Origin of the sequence: Shewanella sp. S1-58-MNA-CIBAN-0166, from assembly GCF_040310085.1 — a bacterium.
Classification (GTDB): Bacteria; Pseudomonadota; Gammaproteobacteria; order Enterobacterales; family Shewanellaceae; genus Shewanella.
The window spans coordinates 112241-130867 of record NZ_JBEOPN010000009.1; the positions used below are offsets into that span (position 1 = coordinate 112241).

The 18627-nt window shown below is 42.9% G+C and carries 16 protein-coding genes and 1 other RNA gene; 8 read left to right on the forward strand and 9 right to left on the reverse strand.

The window, feature by feature from the left end; translation table 11 throughout:
- The first annotated feature begins 165 nt into the window (after window positions 1-165).
- Together AAEY99_RS07860 and AAEY99_RS07865 are read left to right on the forward strand one after the other, a co-directional pair.
- Complete coding sequence (locus tag AAEY99_RS07860) at window positions 166-1338, forward strand: MFS transporter (RefSeq protein ID WP_351009930.1); 1173 nt, start codon at window positions 166-168, stop codon at window positions 1336-1338.
- Window positions 1338-2270: an alpha/beta hydrolase gene (locus AAEY99_RS07865; protein WP_162022339.1), complete on the forward strand. Its 933-nt coding sequence runs from the start codon at window positions 1338-1340 to the stop codon at window positions 2268-2270. Before AAEY99_RS07860 ends, AAEY99_RS07865 begins: the two co-directional genes overlap by 1 nt.
- A 114-nt stretch (window positions 2271-2384) precedes the next feature.
- On the opposite strand, the gene AAEY99_RS07870 is transcribed toward AAEY99_RS07865, so the two are convergent.
- The 3 genes from AAEY99_RS07870 to AAEY99_RS07880 form a co-directional block, all read right to left on the reverse strand.
- Window positions 2385-3185: a 3-hydroxybutyrate dehydrogenase gene (locus tag AAEY99_RS07870; protein ID WP_101086050.1), complete on the reverse strand. Its 801-nt coding sequence runs from the start codon at window positions 3183-3185 to the stop codon at window positions 2385-2387.
- Between the two features lie 307 nt (window positions 3186-3492).
- On the reverse strand, window positions 3493-4326 hold the full coding sequence (locus AAEY99_RS07875) for an SDR family NAD(P)-dependent oxidoreductase (RefSeq protein ID WP_351009933.1): 834 nt from the start codon (window positions 4324-4326) through the stop codon (window positions 3493-3495).
- Window positions 4327-4337: 11 nt separating this feature from the next.
- Window positions 4338-4727, reverse strand: a complete 390-nt coding sequence (locus AAEY99_RS07880; RefSeq protein WP_162024275.1) for a thiol-disulfide oxidoreductase DCC family protein — start codon at window positions 4725-4727, stop codon at window positions 4338-4340.
- Between the two features lie 179 nt (window positions 4728-4906).
- Here AAEY99_RS07880 and folX point away from each other — a divergent pair, with 179 nt between their 5' ends.
- The 4 genes from folX to AAEY99_RS07900 all read left to right on the forward strand — a co-directional run bounded on the left by folX (window position 4907) and on the right by AAEY99_RS07900 (window position 8399).
- Window positions 4907-5269, forward strand: a complete 363-nt coding sequence (folX, locus tag AAEY99_RS07885) for a dihydroneopterin triphosphate 2'-epimerase (RefSeq protein WP_101086047.1) — start codon at window positions 4907-4909, stop codon at window positions 5267-5269.
- 21 nt (window positions 5270-5290) lie between these two features.
- Complete coding sequence (folE, locus tag AAEY99_RS07890) at window positions 5291-5959, forward strand: GTP cyclohydrolase I FolE (RefSeq protein WP_101086046.1); 669 nt, start codon at window positions 5291-5293, stop codon at window positions 5957-5959.
- Between the two features lie 274 nt (window positions 5960-6233).
- On the forward strand, window positions 6234-6962 hold the full coding sequence (gene folM / locus AAEY99_RS07895) for a dihydromonapterin reductase (RefSeq protein WP_101086045.1): 729 nt from the start codon (window positions 6234-6236) through the stop codon (window positions 6960-6962).
- A 144-nt stretch (window positions 6963-7106) separates the two neighbouring features.
- Window positions 7107-8399, forward strand: a complete 1293-nt coding sequence (locus AAEY99_RS07900) for an O-acetylhomoserine aminocarboxypropyltransferase/cysteine synthase family protein (protein WP_162024276.1) — start codon at window positions 7107-7109, stop codon at window positions 8397-8399.
- Between the two features lie 478 nt (window positions 8400-8877).
- On the opposite strand, the gene AAEY99_RS07905 is transcribed toward AAEY99_RS07900, so the two are convergent.
- The 6 genes from AAEY99_RS07905 to AAEY99_RS07930 form a co-directional block, all read right to left on the reverse strand.
- Complete coding sequence (locus AAEY99_RS07905; RefSeq protein WP_162022343.1) at window positions 8878-9573, reverse strand: 5-formyltetrahydrofolate cyclo-ligase; 696 nt, start codon at window positions 9571-9573, stop codon at window positions 8878-8880.
- Between the two features lie 161 nt (window positions 9574-9734).
- On the reverse strand, window positions 9735-11627 hold the full coding sequence (locus tag AAEY99_RS07910) for a hypothetical protein (RefSeq protein ID WP_162022344.1): 1893 nt from the start codon (window positions 11625-11627) through the stop codon (window positions 9735-9737).
- 69 nt (window positions 11628-11696) lie between these two features.
- The gene (locus AAEY99_RS07915; protein WP_351009937.1) at window positions 11697-14159 is read right to left on the reverse strand and encodes a carboxypeptidase-like regulatory domain-containing protein; all 2463 of its coding nucleotides are present in this window, start codon (window positions 14157-14159) and stop codon (window positions 11697-11699) included.
- Between the two features lie 51 nt (window positions 14160-14210).
- Complete coding sequence (locus AAEY99_RS07920; RefSeq protein WP_351009938.1) at window positions 14211-15668, reverse strand: glycerophosphodiester phosphodiesterase; 1458 nt, start codon at window positions 15666-15668, stop codon at window positions 14211-14213.
- 331 nt (window positions 15669-15999) lie between these two features.
- Window positions 16000-16181: non-coding RNA, 6S RNA (gene ssrS / locus AAEY99_RS07925), on the reverse strand.
- Between the two features lie 52 nt (window positions 16182-16233).
- The gene (locus AAEY99_RS07930; RefSeq protein WP_101086040.1) at window positions 16234-16533 is read right to left on the reverse strand and encodes a cell division protein ZapA; all 300 of its coding nucleotides are present in this window, start codon (window positions 16531-16533) and stop codon (window positions 16234-16236) included.
- Window positions 16534-16745: 212 nt separating this feature from the next.
- Here AAEY99_RS07930 and AAEY99_RS07935 point away from each other — a divergent pair, with 212 nt between their 5' ends.
- Together AAEY99_RS07935 and ubiH are read left to right on the forward strand one after the other, a co-directional pair.
- Window positions 16746-17321 (forward strand): UPF0149 family protein, encoded by a 576-nt coding sequence (locus AAEY99_RS07935; protein ID WP_101086039.1) that lies wholly within the window; start codon window positions 16746-16748, stop codon window positions 17319-17321.
- A 28-nt stretch (window positions 17322-17349) separates the two neighbouring features.
- Window positions 17350-18624: a 2-octaprenyl-6-methoxyphenyl hydroxylase gene (gene ubiH / locus AAEY99_RS07940; protein ID WP_351009942.1), complete on the forward strand. Its 1275-nt coding sequence runs from the start codon at window positions 17350-17352 to the stop codon at window positions 18622-18624.
- The last annotated feature ends 3 nt before the right edge of the window (window positions 18625-18627 follow it).

An 18627-nucleotide genomic window follows, 5' to 3' on the forward strand; every position in this document is an offset into this window, starting at 1 on the left:
ATTCCCCAATTATTTTTATTGTTTATCCTTGCGAAACTACACTAGACGCCCTGTTTGATAAAGATTTTTAACGATGCGGTGCACTAAGGTAGTACTTATTTATCCATACCCATCAGATAACATGATTTAACTCCATTAGTGTCATTTAAGGTTCCGATAACGCCTATGAAAATAACCCATAGATATTTGGTCGAAGGTTTAGTCTTTACGAGTTATGTGCTTTTTGCCATGGCATGGGTTGGCGGCACAGCCAGCATGAACAACATCATGGCATCGATGCACATTGAGAGTTTAGCGTCGGCAAGTTTTATCAGTGGTGCAGTCACGCTCGCTAAAATAGTCGGTACGTTTAGTGCTGCATATGTGGCGGTAAAGTTTGGAATAAAGTACGCCTTTTTGTTAGCCGCGTTATTAATTGTTGTCGGGATAGTAACGCCTTTAGCGACGAGTTATGAGTTACTGCTGGTGAGCCGATTTTTAATGGGCTTGGGTGGAGCCTTTATGATTGTGTACTTTAACCCTATTGTGATGCTGTGGTTTGCACCTGAAGACCGTCCGGTAGTTAATGGTTTGAATGCGGTAGCATTTAACGTAGGCACAGCGATTATTTTATGGGGCATGACCAGTATTAACACCCTCACCGGTAGCTGGCAAAATAGCTTAGTGTTGTTTTCAGGCGCGAGCTTGATACTGGCCATCGTGTGGTTACTGGTTAAGTTTGATGCTCCACAATCTGCAAATAATGCCTCTGGGGTAGAGCCTGCCATTTACGGTTATCTTGAGGGCTTAAAAGATACATTTAATTGGGCTTATGCTTTTACTTATTCTGGACTGCTTTCGTTTTATATTTGTCTATTTACTTTCTATCCTCAAGCGGGCATAAGCCAAAGCAAATGGGTGATTGGTTTTGGTATTGTCGGTACGATTGCGGGAATGTTGTATAGCCGCAAAAATCCGTTACGCCTTCCCATTCTTCGCTTAAGTGGTTTGATTATTTTTATTACCGTTTTAGGCTTATCTTTTAGTACCGAGCCTTGGCTGCAAATAACATGCGCTATCATATTGGGCTTTTTTATCTTTTTCCCTGTGACTGCATTAGTGTCTATTCCTCACGAACTCCCTGACATGACGGGGCAAAAAATCACTGTGGTGTTTAGCCTGTTTTGGTCAATCAGCTATCTGGTTTCGACTATTGTGTTGTGGGTGTTTGGTAAATTGGTTGATTTAAACGATGGCAGTTATGTCAGTTCATTTGTGATGATCTCGATACTCAGCGGCACAGTGTTTGTTGGCAGCTATTTTCTACCTGAAACAGGAAAACCAAAGGAGTTAACCTAATGCGAGGAACCGTTTCCCCAAAACTCACTGATTTTCTGGCGTTAGCCAACAGCAATATCGCCTTGGCTAAACAGAATAATGTCCAATTTACACCGACCATTTTGCGCCAAAATCTAGATAAACTCGGCGCACTAATGAGTGATTCGCCAGCGATGAGCTACATTGCAGATAAAATGCTAACGTTACCCGACCGTACTATTCCCGTCAGGATTTATAGCCCTGCGCCAGATAAACCTTTGCCAGTGTTATTGCATTTTCATGGTGGTGGGCACATGTGTGGCAGTGTGGTGCTTTACGATCCTATTTGTCGTCATCTTGCTAGCGTAGCGCAGTGTGTAGTGATATCTGTCGAATACCGGCTCGCGCCTGAATATCCATATCCTGCAGGGATTGATGACTGCGAACAGGTATTAATACGTTACGCTGAGTTACTGGGTGATGTTAACCATCAACACAATGTCACTATTATTGGTGACAGTGCTGGTGGCGCCATTTGCACCAGTTTAAGCATGAAAAGTTTGACCGATAAGCGGATTAACATCGACCAACAAATTCTTATTTACCCGAGTGTCGATTACACCTTAAACAGCCCATCATTAGACAGTAATGGCACTGGGTTCTTACTCGAAACAACCCGTATAAAGTGGTATTTCGAGCAGTACTTTCAATCTACCGATGTAGATGTCATTAAACAGGCTTCACCTTTGTTTGGGGCTATGTCTGTTAAATTGCCTAAAACCCTTATTTTTACTGCAGGCTGCGATCCGCTTCGGGATGAGGGCATAGCCTATGCGAAGGCCTTAACTGCTGCTGGTGTTGATGTTGAACATCATTCGTTCGACGGCATGATCCACGCCTATATGTTGCTGCACGATGTAGTGAAAGATGAATGCATGGCAACCTATCAACACATTGCTAAATTCATGGCCTAGTTTGTCATCATTAATTGAAGCCTTGCCTGTTAGGCATTAAAAAGCCCTTATCGATGTGAATAAGGGCTAACATTGAATATAACGCTACCATTTTATAGAACAATAACGCCAAGCTTATTGCGCTGTCCACGCACCATCCATTGGTAAAGCTGCACCGGTAATGCCTCTTGCGGCACCACCACAAAGAAATAAAACAAACTCACCGATTTGTCTCGGTGCCAGCATTTCTGGTAACGGCTGCTTGGCTGTCACGAGTTGATATTTAGCGTCTTCATAACTCAAATTTTTATCGCTTGCTATGCTGTCAATTTGTTTGCCGATAAGCGGCGTATCCACCCATCCAGGGCAAATCGCGTTGACGGTAATTCCTTGTTCAGCGCATTCAATCGCGACCACCTTGGTTAAGCCAATAATTCCATGTTTTGCTGCACAATAGGCTACCTTATTGGCCGAGGCGACTAAGCCATGTACTGAGGCAATATTGATAATTCGTCCCCACTTTTTTTCAGTCATTGCAGGTACGACTTGTTGAATCGTATGGAAAGCGGAAGACAAGTTAATCGCAATGATGTCATTCCACTTTTCGACCGGAAAGTTTGCCACATCCTGGGTGTGCTGAATCCCAGCATTGTTAACCAAAATATCAATACTGCCTAATGCACTCATCGCACTGTCCATAAACGCATGTATGCAGTTAGCGTCTCTCAAGTCTGCATTGCTGAAAAAGGTCTTTATTTGGTATTGGGTTGCAAACTCAGCCGCTAAAGTCTGCCCTTCATCTTGCGCCATTAAGCCATGCAATACGATATGACAACCTTGTTCGGCAAGTACATGCGCTGTCGCCAGGCCAATGCCGCTAGTGGAGCCGGTAATAAGTGCCACTTTCCCTTTGAGTCCAGTTTGTAACGTCGACATAGTATCGGTTCCCTTAATTCAATAGCGGCAATGACAAGGTATGCCATCAACCTATTTGTCATGTTTCATTGCGAGATCATGTCTAGTGCATATTCTCACTAACATCTGATTTAGTACTTTCAGAATAAAGCAATTACAGCACTATTTAATTGGCACCTTAGTACCATAAGAACAGGGAAATAGTTGTCGATACATTGAAGGGGAGTCGATGGTTTATTAAACAACATCGACAGGGTCATCAACAGGGTCTACATTTTTTGATTATTGAGTTCTTGGTCAAAAAATTCTTAGTGAATAGGCGGGAACATTACCAACTAATCTCTTTGCCTTGCCAATCTAAGTAACTGGCTTGGCCGTTGGGCTCAATATCGGCCATGATGTTATACAGCTGGCTGGCAACAAATTCTGGGGTAAAAAGCTTGCCTGCAGGCACATTAGCCTGAAAAGGTTTTGATAATGGTGTGTCAGTAGTGCCAGGATGAAACGCGATGAGTTTGACTCGTTTAAGCCGCCTTGCATATTCCACTGCAGTGGTTTTAATCAGCATGTTTAACGCGGCTTTTGAAGCGCGATAGCCATACCAGCCGCCTAAACGGTTATCTGAAATACTGCCAACTCGGGCACTCAATAAACTGATCACACACTTTGGGCTGTCTATCTTATGAGGTTGCTGTAGCAGTAACTCGGTTAAGGCGCTTAACCACAACATCGGCACAATACTGTTAGCGTAAAACAGCTGCTGTAAGGCATCACTGTTAATGTCTTCAATGCGTTTTTCAGGCATTAAATGAGTTTTGTCTGTGGTTTCATTATCTGTGCGTTCATTAGTCGTTTTAGAGTGCAAAATACCATTACAGATGATGATTTTTTTAATGGTGCCAACCATCGATGACATGTCCGCAATACAACGAGAAATTGAGGCTTGTTGATAATCGCAGCTAATATGATGGTGAGTGACATTATTGGCCAGGGCAGGCAGTGTCATTACAGGCAGTGTCAGTGAAAATTGACGGCTCACGGAGATAATGGTTAACGCTAAATCAGGCTCTTTTTCCGCGATGGCTTGGCTAATAAAAGCTTGTGCTATAAGCGATGAAGCGCCAATCACAATAATGGTTTCTGTTGTCGTTGAATCGCTCATGCTGTTTACCCTTACTTTATTTTACAGTTACCGTTATCACAGCGTTTTTGACCTGTGAGCAAATAAGATATACGGTAGCGATTACGGGCAAAGGCCAAATACGCAAGGTCAGCAACAGGTTTAATCAGCGGTAACCGTAATAATTTTATCCAACCATGCTTACCAGTTAAGCCCCATGCTTTAGCTGTTACATCTAAACCATATAGCCAGCTGCCATCAGCTTGTAACCCATGAAGCACGGTATTGGCTTTTAATACATCTAAATCAGGGAAACGCAGATTAATATCATCGGCGTTAATGTCTTCAAGGCCGATGTGGTTTAAACGGTCATATCGCTTTAATTGCTTCATTTCATTGAGGCACAGCGGGCAAGTGCCATCGTAAAAAATAGTCAGTTCCATCATTTACCTCATTTATGTTATTGCTTGCTTGAACACCTATACTGAATATTGTACGCCTCAAACATCAAGCCAGATTACATTTGTTTCCATGATCGAGATTACACACAAATTACCGAGGTTTATGATCTTTCTATTTCACTTTGGCGTATATATCCAAAACAATTCACAAGGGCTCAATAATGCCATTAAGCCAAGCCATTATTAAGGTCACCAATTTACGCTTACGTACGTTTATTGGATTTAACCAAGACGAACGCGAAAAGCAGCAAGACGTGGTGATCAATATCGAGATCCATTATCCAGCCGATCGATCGTTTCAAACCGACGACGTTGCTGATGCGCTAAACTACAAAGTGATCACCAAAAAAGTGATCCAGCATGTAGAAGAAGGCCGTTTTTTATTACTGGAAAAATTGGTTGCCGACGTATTAGATATTTGTCGGGAGCACCCAACTGTTACCCTGGCCAGAGTCACTATTGATAAGCCCCATGCACTGCGCTTCGCCGATTCAGTATCGTTATCTTTAGAGTATCAAGCCTAACCACTATTTAAGGATGTTATTATGACGACCATTAATGACATAACGCGCGCAGAGTTGTCTGCAGAAGCATTAAAAGTACAACAAGCATTGGTTGCTCATGGCCTTGAAACGCCATTAGTGCCAAATGATATGACCAGCGAGCAAAAATATCAGCGTATTAAAGGCTTAATGACCGAAGTTGTGTCAACCTTAGGGCTGGATTTAACCGACGACAGCTTAGCTGAAACACCGCACCGCATTGCCAAAATGTACGTTAATGAGATTTTCTCGGGCCTCGATTATGCTAATTTCCCAAAAATCACTCAAATCGATAATAAGATGGGTGTAGAAGAAATGGTAAAAATTAGCAATATCAGTGTGGTGAGTACTTGCGAACATCACTTTATTACCATCGATGGTTTCGCCAAAGTGGCTTATATTCCTAAAGATAACATTATCGGCTTATCGAAAATTAACCGCATCGTGCGATTTTTTGCCCAGCGCCCACAAGTACAAGAGCGCTTAACTCAGCAGATTCTAGTGGCGCTGCAAACGTTATTGGCGACCGATGATGTCGCTGTGAGCATTAACGCTACCCACTACTGCGTAAAATCTCGTGGCATTATGGATACCTCATCAAGCACGCAAACCACTGCACTTGGTGGTTGCTTTAAGGCCAATCCCGCTAGCCGAGCAGAGTTTCTAGCATAGCTTTTAGCGTAACGTTTAGACATATAACCAGCTAGCATAACGTTTAGACATAACCAGCTAGCATAATGTTTAGACATAACCAGCCTGAACTCGGAATCGCTTGCGCCACAGCATGCCTTTTAAAAAATGACTTCACATAATGAAGTCATTTTTTTATCACCCATTACACTATCGATTGTCATTATTACGCGCTAGGATGGTTTATTCTTAGATAACCATCTAATTTAATTATGATAAAGGCTCAATGTATCAGAGCTAAAATTAAGAGAGCATTATGGAACGTACAATACTGATCACTGGCGTAGGTAAACGCATAGGTTATGCACTGGCCAAATATTATTTGGCACAAGGTCATCATGTCATTGGCACTTATCGTACTCATTATGACAGCATTGAACAGCTCGGTAAGTTGGGCGCGAGTTTACATTCATGCGACTTAACCGATGCGGCATCTATTGATGGATTAATTACTCACATCAATGAGCATCATGATCGCCTCGATACCATTATTCATAATGCGTCAGACTGGTTACCCGACAACAACGGCTTAAGCCCGAGCGAGACTATGACGCGAATGATGCAAATTCACGTATCAGCGCCGTATCAAATCAATCTTGCCTTAGCGCCATTACTGATTAGCGCAGCTAAAACTAATGACGACAGCATTGGTGCCAGCAACATTATTCACATGACAGATTACGTCGCCGAAAAGGGCAGTAAAAAGCACATCGCCTATGCCGCCAGTAAAGCAGCACTGCATAACATGACACTGTCATTTGCTAGCTTGTTAGCACCGCATGTTAAAGTAAACGCCATTGCTCCCGCGATGATTTTATTTAACCAAGATGACGATGATGCCTATAAAGTCAAAGCATTGGCTAAAGCCATATTGCCTAAAGAAGCCGGTAATGCAGAAATCATTTCCTTAGTCGATTATTTGCAGGCCAGCCATTATGTTACCGGCCGCAGCTATGCTGTTGATGGCGGCAGGCATTTAAAATAATCCATAAAACGCCAAGCGCTAATGTGCGCTGCAATGTTGACGTCAATTTGTTATAGACTTCTAGATGGCTAATTGGTAGTGTGGATATTAATCAGTATCCACACTCGCTATTATCGAAAGGAAGTCACTATGTCTGCAGAAAACATGAAGCTGGAATCATTGGCGTTACATTATGGCTACGAGTCTGAAGCTACCACCAAAGCCGCCGCGGTGCCGATATACCAAACCACCTCATATACCTTCGATGATACCCAGCACGGTGCGGACCTGTTCGATTTAAAAGTGGCTGGCAATATATACACCCGCATAATGAATCCTACTACTAGTGTGTTAGAGCAACGCTTAGCCGCCATTGAAGGCGGCATCGGTGCGCTTGCAGTGGCATCAGGCATGGCCGCCATTACTTATGCTATCCAAGCGTTAACCCAAGTGGGCGACAATATTGTCAGTACCAGCCAGTTGTACGGCGGCACGTATAACTTATTTGCCCATACGCTGCCACGCCAGGGCGTTGAAGTCCGTATGTCGGCGTTTGATGACTTTGATGGCCTCGACGCGTTAATTGACGACAACACCAAAGCCCTATTTTGCGAATCAATTGGTAACCCGGCCGGTAATATTGTCGACTTACAGCGGTTAGCTGATATTGCTCACAAACATGGGGTACCATTAATTGTCGATAACACTGTAGCGACGCCAGTATTGTGCCGCGCATTTGATCATGGTGCCGACATTGTTATCCATTCGCTCACTAAATACATTGGCGGCCACGGCACAACCATTGGCGGGGTGATTATTGACTCGGGTAAATTTGACTGGGTCGCCAACAAAAAACGTTTTGCGATACTTAATCAGCCAGATCCGTCTTATCACGGCGTGGTGTATACCGACGCCTTTGGTCCAGCCGCTTATATTGGCCGTTGCCGAGTAGTACCACTGCGTAATACTGGTGCAGCGTTATCACCGCACAGTTCATTCTTATTACTACAAGGCTTAGAAACCTTAAGTTTACGCATGGAACGTCACTGCAGTAATGCGCTTACGCTAGCCGAATATCTCCAGCAACACCCTAGTATTAGCTGGGTTAATTACGCAGCACTACCAGACAGCCCACACCATGCAACTTGTCAAAAAATCACTGGTGGTAAAGCCTCTGGTATTATTAGTTTTGGCATTAAAGCTGCTAATGCAGAAGCGGGTAAAGTAGCTGGTGGTAAGTTTATTGATGCGCTGCAAATGGTGCTACGTTTGGTCAATATTGGTGACGCTAAATCGTTAGCTTGTCATCCCGCCAGTACCACCCATCGCCAGTTAGACAGTGCCGAATTAGCCAAAGCCGGTGTATCAGAAGATCTAGTACGCATATCGGTGGGAATTGAGCACATCGACGACATCATTGCCGATGTCAGCCAAGCATTAGAGAAAGCAATTGTGTAAGTCCATTTTTAGTCTAATCAGTTAACTAAAAAGCCCCATCAATAGCGTTTATTGATGGGGCTTTTTCCATTCTGTTATGTTTGATTTTGACCTTCTACAAAGTCTAGTTGGTATGTAAGAGGAATCAGCAGTATCAACGTGTCTCCGTCCAAAGTGTCCGAAATAGCGTGATGAAAATGCCGTAGTGACATCATGGCCTTTATCACACATCCCTGTGTTTCAAGGCATGTAGACTCCTGTCTTGCAGATATGTAACAGGCTCGGGGGTACATGGTCGTTTTTTGACATCCATGTCATCACGACATTCGTCAGTCCATTCACATCAGATGTACCATCTGAGTCGTTAGGTGATTTTTATTATGCTATGAGGACGAACACTTTGCCGGAGCTGCCGGGGTGATCCAAGAGGGGGAAGCCGTTTTCCCCTTCTTGGTCTGGTGTGGGCGAAGCGCCACGACCTTAATAGTATTAAGCTATTTTAAATAGCCAATTTTCTCGTTGGGGTAATAATCACGGGCAAAGGGATATCCCAAAAATCAGTAGGCACTTGGCTGACTTGCTGACAGTCGTGGGCAAAGCCTACGGCTAACGGCTTGTTATCGACCACTTGTGCCAAGGTGCGGTCATAATATCCGCCGCCCATGCCCATGCGATTGCCGTGTTCATCAAAGGCGACTAGCGGAGTAATGATCATATCGAGCTTATCAACGGTAATGACATGCTGCACATTGAGCTGTGGCTCGCTGATACCATATTGGTTGTTAACCATCACCGAGTCGCGATCGTAGCGCACAAACAACAAATTGCCCTTACTAAACGGATGAATACGCGGCAAATAGAGATTAATGTCGACATCCCATAACGCTTCAATCAGTTTTTGAGTAGCAAGTTCACCATCGTGAGTGACATACAAGGCAACATGCTGAGCCGACTGTGCCTGAATTTCAGCTAACATATGACGGCTGGCAATTAAGGCTAATTGATTTTGTTCTTCAGCGCTGAGGCTATTACGTTCTTGTCTTACATGGCGACGAATATTATCGCGACTCATGTCGACACTTTCAAATACGGGGTCTTCGAGTTCGGTTGGCGTGGCAAAATAGCTGATGCGTGCCGAAGAGGTTGACGTAACAGGACGATTGTCCTTGTTAGCCATAAAACGCGTGATACTCATATATTAGGAGTACTCCATCACTTACAAATTAAAAACACCAAAACACAGTATGAAAGTAGATTATCGCTTTCTGAGTCGATATGAAAGCACAGGTTAATCTTCTGCTAATGTTGCTACAAAATTTAGCCTATGCTCTGCATATCGAACCTAAATACGTAACACTATTTATCCATATTCATTGATTTTAGTAGCACTGGGCTATCGTAATCCGCCACCATTGTTTTTGCTTTTAACCAAAAACGTCTACGGGTTAAAAAGTAAGTAAAGCTAATCGATAACAAGCCCCACTCAAATACATTGTGCTTCATAAAATCCAAGGCCGATGTTAATAGTTTCGTCACCTCACGGGCATAATGAGTATGATCTACCACAAAACCATACGTTGGATTTATCACGTAAAGCCCATATTGAATGGCGCAGTAAATACCCAGCCCAGCCAATAAACCAAACAGTTTGCCGTACCATCTTTTAGGTTTTTTCACCCCAAAAATAAGTAAGTAAACACCGACTAATAGCGAGCCACTCACTAAGGTGCTAGCGATGGTGGGTGAGTGTCTAAGTAGCTCTAACGTATTGTAATAAGATGAAAGGCCGATGTGTGGTAATAATAGTGTGATGCTAATCGCCAATAACCAGATTTTGGTTTTACCGATATTTTTCCAATACCACTTCTTTACGCTCTTATAGCTTAACCACAGCAGTCCAAAGACAAACGCATAATTCACATAAGCGGGGAGTCCAAATAAACCAAATTTCATCATCAATAATGCCATTATCCATTCTGGCACTTGTGTCACACTCATGCGGTGACCCGTTTCAGCGGCAAATAAAGGAAATAACAGCGCGATCAACATCCCTAACGTGAAGAACAAATAAGTGTACTTCACTAAGCTTAAAAACATGTTTGGGGCAATGCCCTTAACGCTCTGCTTTTTTAACGTAGTGACTAAGTGTTGATAGTTAGAGATAACAGCATCGTTAATCTCATTTGATACCCAATTTTCTGTTAATAACGCAATTTGAGTATTGGTGGTGTTCGCTTCAATAATGTCTTTTATGGCAGGTGTTGCTAATACATCTTTGTCGGTTTCTTGGTCATTGCCTGTCAATTTCTGCGCCACAAGCCATACTGCAGGATCGTAAACACCACCGGCATTATGGGTAGTGTCATTCTTACCTGCAAAACACATTGTTGTATCGACTTTATCTACCGTAGCAGTAAATTGTAACGTCGGCAGTTTAGCGGTAAAAGCATAAATAAAAGTACAACCATCAAGGGTACCCTCAACGTCAACTTCAGTTATCTCGGTCAAATGATAAACTAAGTCTAAACCATTATTTTTAACGAATTCAGAGGTCCATTCGTGATAGTCGTTACTATTATAAGCCCATTTAGTGCTACGTTTGGCATCACCATCAATGGTGTAACTGTAATAGAGATAACCACCACCATTACAAGTATTACAGGTTACAGAACCTGAGCCGCTGCAGGTATTACAGGTTTTTTTACCACTTCCCCAGCAGGATGTGCATGATTCTGTCGTATAAACAGTGCGATTATTGTGGCTGTCGTAACGCGACACACTAATGCGGCCGCTGCCACTACAACCGGTACAAGAATTCTTGCCAGAGCCATGGCAATTAGAACAGCTTTGTGACCCCGAACCACTGCAGTTGTAACACACTTTGCTGCCTACATAGGTTTCTGGTGCAGATTTTAAGTCTCTATTTCGGATCAAAAAATTACTAGAAATATCAGGCCCAAGAATGTTTAAAAAGCGATCGTTAAATAACGAGTTTTGTCCGCTAGCATACTCTTTTGCTTTGTCGTGGGCGTAATCCCTCGCATTCGATGCACTGCCAGATTTAATGCCATTCGGACAATAGGCGCCATGTTCGTGTTGACTGACCCCAACTTCAATCGTCCACCCAAAAGTAAACTTAAGTTGAGGCAGTTTTGTTTGTTCGTTGCTTAATATTACTGGTACGTCTACACCAGTTAGATCTTTACCGTTGCTGCGGATAAATCGTTGGAATTGTTCTAATTTACTCACGTAATACTTCCTATAAACAATGCGTGATTCATTTTGCTGTTTCTGTCACCAGCGAACAGCATCAGCTCATTAAAAATTAATGTCGAAACTCGTTTGGCCAGCTTTCAAATATATCCATTGTCTAATGGGCTCTTGTCCTGAAGCAGAGACTTTAATGTCATAATTGCCAGCAGGTAGCATCATGCCGGCTTGATATTTGGGCTTAATATTCATCACAGACACGTTGGCATTTGCGATATTACTCTTAATCGTTAGGGGTAATAGGGCGGTATTGGTAGGTGATGATTTAGCCGGTTGAGTGGCCTTATGTGCTGGCATTACCGCTAAATCAAAGCGATTAATGGGGTCGCTAATGGCATTAAAGCCTTGGGTAATTAGTAAGCGCTGGTCTATTGAAGAGCCGACAGGTTGTACAATCGGCAAGGTCACAAGTAACCATTTAAGCGTATATGACACCGTGGCAGAATCGTTCTTTTCCATTTGATCAAAAAAGTAATGCAGTGATGAGCCTGGCATAGTGTATTGGTTGCCGCCCATCGATAACGGAACCACAAATATTGACGCTAATAACACCGTTGATATCACCGGTTTTATCAAGCGATTAGGCTTAACTCTTGGCGCAGAGGACGCACGTTTAGCTTGTACTAGTTCGACCGCTTTCATCGGTAGCTTTAATACGGTAAGTAACACTAATGCTAAGCTAATCGCCATAGAAATTGGCGGAATAATAGTTGAACGTAATGCCGATTTACCTGTTGATTCAAACGCACCACCATCGGCAAACTCAACTAGTTGAGCTTCGAGCACATTGAGGTATTCAGTGGTTTTACGTTTTATATTGGGCTCAATAATATGTTGCTTAAACTCGCGATTATTCCAATCGGCTAGCGTAGGATTAACGTACAACTCTTTCATTTCTTGTTTTATACGCTGTTGAATATCGCTTTGCTGTTGAAAGGTTTGCCAGCTCAAATTCGGTGGCATATCGCTACCCTTAGCTTTCATTTTTGAACGCCACTCGGCATCAGCCTGTTGACGCACTTTTTTAGCGACAGCGATATCAAAGCTGTTGCGATCGGTGATTGACCAAGAAGGGGATAAGGTTAAGCCTTTTTGCTTTAGCTTCTTATTAACTTTTATACTGGTAAGTTCATGAACTCTAAATTGATGGATTGAGTTAATGCCTAGAGAGTAGCCCCCCGACTCCTTAACAAAATCAGGTGCCATTTTTATCATCAATACTTTTTTATAATGATTTACATCGTTGGTGTACACCATTCGATGATCTTTAAAGCCAGCATCGCCACCAGTGATAGCATCTGCAGCCTGCATCGCCGTGAATAAGCCTAAGCTCATAATGCCTGAAATAATAGAATTGCCGACGTTTTCTGAGGTTGAGATCTCTTCGCGAATTAACCAATCATCTGGAGGAATATAAGGAATACCGTACTTGGCTATTTCTTTGTCATAGCCTTTTTGTAATCGCTCAAAACATCTATCCTTACTACTACCACTTTTCTTTTCTGCGCATTTATTACGACGTTCAAAATAGTCATATAGTTTTGGAGCAATTTTTTGAGCTCGCGATTCCACCCTAGCTTCATAAGCTTTGGTGCCTTTTTGGTATTGTTCCCACCCTTGCTTAACTTGATTTTGGGTGTCTAACCAGTACGAATCCGACCGAGTTTGTACACTGGCTAAGGCTTGGTTATATTGATTTGAACCCGAGGCATACTCAGTGTATTTATTGCGCAGTGTTTGGCGGAAATTATCATAATGGCCATAGTGTTCGTCAAACCGAGACATGGCTCGATCGCGAACAAACTTTTCCATTATCAAACGCTTTTTGTCCTTTAAATCGTCGACTAATTTGTCGTCAGCGTAAACTAATCCACCAAATACCGATAAAAAGGTTTTTTCGATAGCACTGTGTTCTTTATTGGGATCATACTCAATACCTTCGAATGTGATTGAGTTTTCAATTAACGCACTACGGAGTAACTGCGATAAATAAGCTTGCTGGCGTTCTTCAGGCGTTGAAGCGTCAATAATAAAATGATCGACTAACCATTTTTGTCCAAAAAATACCGTTGGCCACACAAGTACCGCAATGAGTGCAAAGTAACCTAAAGCGCGCGTAACGTTAGCGACTTTTTTACCCTTTAATAATAAATCAGCTAACAGTAACGTAACGCCTATTCCACTGATTGTTCGGCCAAATAGCTCTACTGTTCGTAAGTCTTCTATGCTGGAGTTTCGTCCTCCAGCAACATCGGTCAACGCTGCATTAAATACCGCTTCAGGGAACAAATACACTAGTGAGCAAATGAACATCAACAACATCCACCAGAAGGGGGTACCCGTTTTATTTATCTGGGCTTCAACTGCTTGCTGCTTTTCTACTTTTTTAGCGGTTGATTGCTGACTTTTTTGTACTTTTTCCAGCTCTTTTACCGCGGATTGCATTTTTTTTTGTGTAGGAGCGCTGTTAAGCAGATTTGTTGCAAATGGACTTTTGTTATTTTCAGTCATATTAATCTTTATCAACCATCGTCTTTTTATCTTTATGTCGTTATTTAATCGCTATTTAGCTTGGCGTGCAGGCAACCTTAAAATGATTGTATCACCTGTATTGTTATCAATTTTTTCATCAGTGATAGTAGGAAAACCATGTTCTAACAACGGAGTAGGAATAGTGTTTGGCACTACTTTAACGGGAGTCGCGTTGATGGCAGCAAGGCCAGAGTCTAATGATAGATAGTAACCTTCGTTTTGATAGCCACGCATTTCGGCAAAACGATCAAAGTCAGCATCTTGCGGTAAAGACGCAATATAGCGACCAAGATGGCTCAATGGCTGATAACGTTTAACTGGCAAAGCAGCATTGAATAGACGTTGGCAAATTTTGTAAGGTGTCGCATCGACAATGGCGCCATCAGGAAGTTGATCTGTGGTTAATTTGATGAGCTGTGATTGATGATACTCGCTACCATTGAGCGAATAGGTATACACTTTCATTCCGAGTTGATGTGCATGATATTTAACGTTGGTATGTTGCATAAAGCTACGGATATCTAGGTGGAGCCCAGAGTTTTTACCCAGTTTTCTCTGTAATTCAGAAAGTGAGGATTTTGCCGTATAATCTTTATAACGTGAACGATAACGCTTAGTACCGTATCGACCCACTAGCTCAAGCTTATTTTTATTATCTAAATAATAAGTATCGTTTTTTACGCCTTTACGCAAATCAGCCGTTAATTTTTCAATGCTTGTTGGGTGTCCACCTTGAATAAAGCCTAAATAAACTGAAGGGTTAATACCCCGGAGTTTATAGAGTGTGTCTTGGTCCGCGGCTGAATAATAAAAACCACCTAAACCAATATATTTTCTGAGCATATTATCGAGTTCAACGAGTTTTTGGCCGTTGGTGTCAGACTTAATTTCTACATTCAGTTGTTGATTGTGATTGCGATATGCCGCAAAGGTTTTAAAGGCTTCAACAGCAGCAATAGGGCGTTGATCCAGTAAATGGTTACTTTGCTTGTCTCGCAGTTTGAGATTAGCAAACTCTTGAAAGTTCATACGGTTTAGTTTGAAGCGTTCACCGGTGTAATACACCGTCGCGCGACCGGTCTGACTATCGTGATGATTAACCCAAGTACCATCTTTGAGTAGCATTACGTCAATTTCAACACTGTTAAAATTATCATTTAACGCCGCTGCAATGGCATTGGCACTGCTTTCTGGCTGCCGAAAATCGCCCCGATGAGCTGATATGTCTAATCGACATTCGGCAGTAGACAGCATTTTGATATTGCCATTATTGGCCAGATATAAATTACGGTCGCCCAGGCTCAGCTGAGTATCAATAATATTCAAGCCTTGGGTAGCAGCATCAGTTGGTAAATGAGATAACTCAGTGGGAACAATATTAACAGGCTTAGGTGAAGGCGTTGGGGTGGATTTACAGCCTGCTAAAGTCAGCAGTAGTACAGCCATAATGATGCTGTAAAAATAGGGGGCGACGACACGACTTGTCATAATCCATATTTACAAGTTATTAATATTTAATGTTTTATACATTAATGAACCCGGTAAAACAACCTTATGGATTAAAGTAAACTTAATTCAAACATCAAAATGTGAACGAGGATGACTTATCAAAACCTGATTAGTTTCAGATCCAGTCCAGCACCATTTAGATTTTTCAATTTAAGGCACATTAATGCAGCAAATGGTTGTTATCTTTTATATCAATGAGACTGATATATGAGCAGACATAAATGTTTATGGCTAAATCAAGGTAACAAATAATGGAATATTGCAGAGGTATGATGAACACTTCTTAAAGAGTGTTCATCATAAAATTAGAATGCTCCCCAAAATACCGCTGCCGGCGCAGCCCTTGAACCGTAGGTTCAAGGCGGGTAAATGTTCATCTCCTAAGGCTTCTCGGTATAATCCGAGCATGCACAATGTTAACGAAAGCATTCACCCTGGGTTTGTAATTATCGGCACAGGGACTTAACCAACGAGCAAATATCCCAGGGAGCAAAACAGGGTAGAATTAAGCAATGCTTAGTTCTGAAATCTTAGTTTAGCCTTCCTAGCGGCTTCGTTCAACCAACGATGTTTCCAACGTTGACTGTAACAAAGAAATACGCTCATCCATTTGCGCCATATATTGTTTGTTTTTTTGTTTTTCTTCATACAATTCATTGCCAATGTTCAGCGCCGCCATAATGGCTAACTCTTCACGGCTTAAATTATTAGTACGCGACTTTAAGGTTGTCAGTTGGTTTTCAACTTCTCTGGCAACAGTCCGCAATGCATCTTCGCGTCCTTTTGGACATGCGATAGAGTAGGTGCGCCCTAATAGGGTAATGTCAACAGCACTGTTACTCATAATGTTGCCTCAGATCCTTAGTCAGTTCGCGAACTATATAGGGCTGAATTTAAAAGAGCAAGGCAACAGCATCCCTTTTTAACTATTTGCTGTTTGTGTGAACAAATCCGCTTCAGTCTAGGCATTATTTGGGCACAATACACACTAGCATTTGGAGCATCATAGTAACTCTGCTAGCATTGAAGCAGATATAGCGCTTTTAGGAATTTACCATGGCAATCCCACCTTCATTATGTATCGAAAAACTAAAACAGGCCTTAGATTACGCTGAAGTCGGCCAGCATCCAGTAGAAGTGCACGGGGCGCTTGTTGGGATTATTTGTGGTGGTGTAAAGCAAGAAAATTTAGCCTGGCTCAAGCCGTTAGTTGAGTTAATGAACGACGGTCAACCGCTAGAACCAAACTTACAACAGCTGATCAGCGATTTGTATCAAGACACCGTGACCCGCTTAGTCGATTTCGAATTTGGCTTTACTCTTTTATTACCAGAAGAAGAAGCGCCGCTGAGCGATCGCGTTGAAGCGTTAGCCTTGTGGACCCAAAGTTTTTTAACGGGCATTGCCATTATTCAACCAGAGCTAAACAAAGCGTCAACCGATGTGCGTGAGGTAATTAAAGACCTTGCCGATATCGCTCAAGTAGAATTTGATGTCGGTGATGACGAAGAATCAGAAGTTGCCTACGAAGAACTGCAAGAGTTTGTCAGAATGTCAGCTATTTTATGTTATTCAGAGTTTGGCTTAGACATGCCTTTGAATGACACCGATGAGCATTCTACTTTTCACTAACATTTTGGTATAGGCAGCAACGCAGCGTATGACCACAGCACACACTTCTACCGAGCCACTCGTCGTTGATATTGCCATAGTGGGTGGCGCCATGGCAGGTGCCACGTTAGCCCTAGGGTTAGCTAAGTTATCTGCCACACTATCTGCTACGTTATCATCTGCCACTTTAGCGCGCCCGCTGCGTATTGCATTAATCGAAGCCCATGTTGCCAACAACAATCATCCCGGTTTTGATGCCCGCTCTATCGCCATTGCGCACGGTTCTATTTTCGAACTGACTCGTTTAGGCATTTGGCCTAAGTTGCAGCATCTTGGCACCGCGATCGAAAATATTCATGTGTCTGATCGCGGCCACTTTGGCATGACCGAACTCAACGCTAAACCATTAGGCTTAGATGCATTAGGGCAGGTGGTTGAATTAGCTCGAGTGGGTAACGTGTTATTCGACGAACTGGCTAAGTCATCTGTCAGCGTTTTTTGTCCTGCCAAAGTCACTGATTTACAAGCCCAAACAGACGGTCACTTATTAACATTAGATAATGGCACTCAGCTGCATTGTCAGTTGCTGGTAGCCGCAGATGGCGCTAACTCGGTTGTGCGTCAACATTTACAGCAGCCTACTGAGCAAGTCAATTTTGATCAAACGGCGGTCGTTGCCAATGTCATTACCGACCAACCGCATCAACACTGGGCTTATGAGCGCTTTACCCAAACCGGCCCATTAGCACTGTTACCGATGACGTCAGTGCCATCAACACCTTCTACTCAAGCGCGATATTCACTGGTATGGGCATTACCGCCAGCCAAAGCTGATGCATTAAAAAATGCAGATAAAGCTGAATTTTTAGTGGAATTGCAACAAGCATTTGGCCATCGTGTCGGCCGCTTTATCGATGTGGGGCAGCGGGTCAGTTATCCACTCACGTTATCGTACATGCCAAGGCCGATTTACCATCGTTGTATATTTATCGGTAACGCCGCGCAAACGCTACACCCTATCGCTGGACAAGGCTTTAACCTAGGTTTACGTGATGTAGTCGGGCTACTCAAGGTGCTTGAACACGCCTTTAGCAGCAGCACCGCAACCGAAGTCGACCTCGGCAGCAGCGCTATCGTGCATCAATATTTAGCCGCTCGCCAAGCCGATCGCGACAGCACACTCAACAACATCGAATTTTTAGTGCGTGGCTTTTCCAATCAATATTGGCCGTTAGTTGCCGGACGCAATATCGGTTTGCGTTTATTGTCTTGGCTACCGCCGTTAAAACGCCCCGTAGTGCAAACCGCCATGGGCTGGCGTTAACTC